This is a genomic window from Victivallis sp. (genome assembly GCF_048170485.1).
Lineage (GTDB): Bacteria > Verrucomicrobiota > Lentisphaeria > Victivallales > Victivallaceae > Victivallis.
Genome location: NZ_DBEXAY010000145.1, coordinates 1 through 4067 on the forward strand (window position 1 = coordinate 1; position 4067 = coordinate 4067).

The 4067-nt window shown below is 53.5% G+C and carries 2 protein-coding genes; both read left to right on the forward strand.

Translation table 11 applies throughout. From position 1 onward, the window contains the following. The coding region (locus ACMLHG_RS07645) for a hypothetical protein (RefSeq protein WP_417170118.1) at positions 1-613 on the forward strand (613 nt) is incomplete at its 5' end. A gap of 147 nt (positions 614-760) precedes the next feature. After that, positions 761-4067: hypothetical protein (locus ACMLHG_RS07650; RefSeq protein ID WP_417170119.1), on the forward strand; the 3307-nt coding region annotated here is incomplete at its 3' end.

Sequence of the window (4067 nt, forward strand, 5' to 3'; positions counted from 1 at the left end):
GTCAGAAATACCACAAAACGACTTGACAAAACCTAACATAGAAGGATATGATTTTGAGAATCTGCCTGAATCTGTACGGCTGGGGATTCGTCTTCTGCTGGTATGCCAGAAGAAACTCCTGAACGAGCCGCCAGCAGAGCATATCGATCCGATCAATGGCGCCGAACTCCTCAAGATGAAAAACTTCCGTTTGAATGGATCGAAAAATTTCGAACGTCTCCCAGAGCTGCGGAAGTTCACTGAAAATGAACTCGTCGAACGTTCCCATGTTCATGACATTTTCCGATATCGCCGGGGAATAAGCAAAAAAGAAACTGGAGTGAACAGCTCCTCCGGAATCCTCATGAATTTCTCCCGGCTTCTTCAGCAGGATATGCGGATATGCCGCATAATACTTCTTCCCGTTGACCAGCAAGTGGTTTCCAGCTGCGTTTCCGGTGAGGCGAAGTGCGAATCCGAGCTGATCGAGAATCTGTTTCCGCGGCTGCACCTCATCTTCATAATAGGTCACGACGGAAACAGGCGGCACGAGATGAAGCATGCGCTTCAAATCTTCCATATGAACTTGAAAAACGATACCCATAGTATTTATAACAGTATCATCTTCTTCTGAAAAAGCAAGTTTTTTTCAGAAAAAAGGAAGATTGAATTTGGCGTAAATACAATATTTTTTGGATAAGATCGTCTCTGTTAAAATCACCATCACCATGCTATATTACGATTGTCGCGGGAATCCTGAACCAATGGAGAAACAACGATTATGAGATCAAGCAACTGGATTGCGGCCGCGCTTCTGCTGAGCGGCCTGACGGCATTCGCGGCTCAGCCGGCATGGGTTCACGAAAAGGGAAACGGCCAGATTGAACTCAAGGATCCTGCCAATCAGAAGAGAACCGTTCTGACCCTCCACGCCCCGGGCAAGGTGACGGTCCGGAAGATTGAAAACCGCTGTTTTTCGATCCAGACGGATTTCGCCGGCAAAATCATTCCCGGAGTCTACGGAATCCGCAATGGGAAAGAGAATTCATTTGACTTTTTCTGGAAGCTGGAAGGCGAGTGGTCCCGGAGAATTGGAAGTGGCGCATTTGTGTTTTCTCTGGATCCGAGTCTCCGAGGGAAAACACTTTTTTTCTTGGAGGAAAATGGCAAACAGAGCACAGTCTCCCTGCCGCAGGAGAAAAATCTTACCAGATGGCTTCGTCCTCCGTTCAATCGGAAAATTGTTCAGCGCATTGACGTTCCGCTTTCCAGCGGAACCCTCCGGATCGACGGAGCCGGCTGTGAAGTCGCCTGTATGGTTTACGGCTACAACAGCGGCGATTTCCGTCTCTTCCCGAAAAACGGCTATTTGCAGGGAGAGGTTACGATTCAGTATCTCCCGTTCCTCATTACTCCGATCGATATTTCCCCGGCGGCAAACCGGTCATTCGCCGATGACGTGGCGGACGATGGGAAGGGCGGCTGGACCGATCAGGGAAAACAGCAGGATCTTTCTCAATTCAAGGAAAAACAGCTGCACGCGGACGGCGTCCGGTTCAACATTGCACCGGGGGAGAAAACCTGCATGGTTCTCGGGAAAAGGTTCAAGGGGACTCTCGCCGAAGCGAAAATCTCAGCCGGCAGGAAATCGTTCGACTGGCTCTATCTGCTGCATGCCGCCGCGTGGTGCGGAAAAAAGGAAGAAGTTGTCGGCCGTATTGAAGTCGTCTATTCCGACGGCGGCCGCCAGACCATTCCGGTCCGCAACGCCGTGGATGTGAACAACTGGTGGGGGGATCCGAAAAATCTGGAAAACTGGCAGCGAATCTGGAGCACAGAAAATAAGGATGAGATGAGGTTCGGACTTGGCATGTCCCGTTTCGCGCTGCAGGATCGACCGGTTCAGGCGTTCATTTTCCACGCGGAAGGGGACGCGATGTGGATGATTGTCGCGGCCACGGGCATTTCCGGCAGGGCGATTTTTTTCGCTCCGAAGCTGGAGAAGGAGCCGGAGGAAAAATCGTTTTCCATCGCCCCGGGAAAGGAGTGGAAGGTTTATCGGTATGAGCACGGGGTTATTCCCGGCAGCATCCTCGACTTCAGTTCTCTGGCCCCGACGGTTCCCGCTGGAACCTATGGCAAGGTTGTCATTCGCAACGGCCATTTTGAATTTGAGAATAGACCCGGCAAGGCGGTCCGGTTCTACGGAACCAATGCCTGTTTCGAGGGGACTCTGCTCCCGGAGGATTTGATTCAATATTATACCCGGCGCCTGAAACAGTACGGCATGAATGCACTTCGGCTGCATCATTTTGACGTCGAACTCGTCAGGCCCGGCACGGGTATCGTGTTCGACGAGGCGAAGCTCGACCGTTTCTTCCGCCAGATCGCCGAATTCAAAAAGGCCGGTTTTTATATCACACTCGATCTTTACACCCTGCGCCGGAAAGGGTTCCCGGAAAAATACGCGGGAATTTCTACGTTTGAGGCGAAAATTCTCGCCCAGTTTGATCCGGAAATACGGGAGAACATGATGGATTTCGCACGCGGCGTTCTCGCGCGGAAAAATCCTTACACCGGCATGACTCTGGCGGAAGACCCCGCTCTGCTCAGCGTTGCGCTGATGAATGAGGTTCAGCTGATCGGCAATCGCGGCATCAGGTACAACAGCCCATATCGTCTTCTGCGCGAACCGCTGAACCGTGCCTACGAGGCGTGGTGCAAAAAGAACGGCGTCATTCTGGAAAAAGAGCCCAGCGCGGCGGACTGGATGCACTTCAGCCTGGATGCGCTTCGCGATGGGCTCGCCTATTACCGTTCGGAGCTGCGCAAAATCGGAGTGACCGCGCCGATCTCCCAGAATAACAACGGGCTGCCGATCATCACCGCAGGGGCGCGGCGCGACAACGATTATTTCGACATTCATTACTACTGGGCCCACCCGAATGCGGATGTCGGCTTCGGCTGGAACATGCATCCCCAATCTTCCCGCCTGGGCTCCTCCATTCAGGAATACTGGGAATCGCCGCTGATAACGGCGCGCCATCGCATTGCCGGAATGCCGTCCATGGTGACGGAGTATCACTACTGTGCGCCGAACATGTTTCGCTCGGAAGGCGGTGCAGTCGGCGGAGCATTTGCGGCATGGCAGGATTTCGACGGGATTTTCGATTTCGATTCCGTCAAATGGCGCAGCCGCTGGCCCGATGTCCTGAGCAATGGACAGAAAAACATTGACGCATTTGGAATCTTGTGGGATCCGGTCAATGTGTTCTCCCAGTACATTTTTACCTGTTTCTACCTCCGCGGAGACATTCGCCCCGCGAAAAACGAGCTCCATCTGAATCTCCCGGAAAGGCTCTGGGAGCATCCCGGTCTCAACAATCTATGGACCTACAATCCCCGGAATCTGGAAAAAGCCTATCCCCCTCCGGCCTATATCCGGCTGGGAGTGCTGGGAAAACTCTCGCTCCAGTTCAAAGAAGGGGAAAAAGCGGACAATGAATTTTCATACGAGGATTTTCTTACGCCGGAAGTTCAGAAAGATCCGGATTCACTCCTGCGGAAACTCGGCGGAATCGACAGCGACGGCTGGATTCGCACGCCGGGTGGACAAATCGCATTTCATCCGGCCCGGAATCTCTTCCGCGCCGTCTCCGAAAGGAGCGAAGCCCTGGTTCAGGACAGGAACATGGACAACGAGGGCTCCCTTCTCCGGGTAACCGGAAATACGACCTTCTCGACTGTCTTCGCCGGTTCTGCCGATCACAAGCCGCTGATGGAAAGCGGCCGGATCCTCATCCTTCACATCACCGATGTCAAACCCTCCCGGGACAAATGGGCGACGAAGGGCAATCAGCTCCTCCGTTACTGTCGTACTCAGCATGGGACAGGGACCTATCCGCACCTTCTCCGCATCGGTCAGGCGACGATCCGCCTGAAAACTCCTCTTGCAGAAAACGGCAAGCTCTACGCCGTCAGCCAGACGGGAAAACGCGTGGCCGAAATCCCGTTCCGGAAACTCGACGACGGACTCGAATTCACCGCCGACACCGGGCGGCAGGCGGGAATCATGGCGTACGAACTGG